Source organism: Alishewanella sp. HH-ZS (assembly GCF_001704375.1).
Lineage (GTDB): Bacteria > Pseudomonadota > Gammaproteobacteria > Enterobacterales > Alteromonadaceae > Alishewanella > Alishewanella aestuarii.
Map to the genome: position 1 here is coordinate 1 of NZ_LZEJ01000107.1, position 399 is coordinate 399.

Genomic DNA, 399 nt, shown 5'->3' on the forward strand with positions numbered 1-399 from the left:
AAATTTCTGGGGATACCTCAGATTGATTTATTTGTTGAGCCAGAACAGGATAGAGAGTTATTAACACCTGAATTAATGCCAACTTTCTTGCTTAGTAAGGATGAGCTAATTATTCTTGCAGACGACGCAAACTCATATATTATTGAAAGCCTGCTCAAAAATGGAAAATCTTTTAGCGACTTCAAAGAACAAGTGTTCAAGAAAAGCATTAATAAAAAATTAATTTCAGAAATGCTGCCATATTTAGATTATCGTGCTAGAGCACTATTGCCACTTAGAGACACTGATAAGATCTCTGAATCAAAAGCAAAGTACCAGCGTCGATAACTTGCTGCGGGCGAGATAGATTACTGAATTATGCGAAATTGGTTGAGGCCCAGGGCTCCCGCATGAGTGTTT

1 protein-coding gene is annotated in these 399 nt (G+C 37.6%); it reads left to right on the forward strand.

Features of this window, described 5'->3' with window-relative positions:
* The coding region (locus tag A9165_RS16955; RefSeq protein ID WP_176714636.1) for a hypothetical protein at nt 1-327 on the forward strand (327 nt) is incomplete at its 5' end.
* Nucleotides 328-399 lie beyond the last annotated feature (72 nt).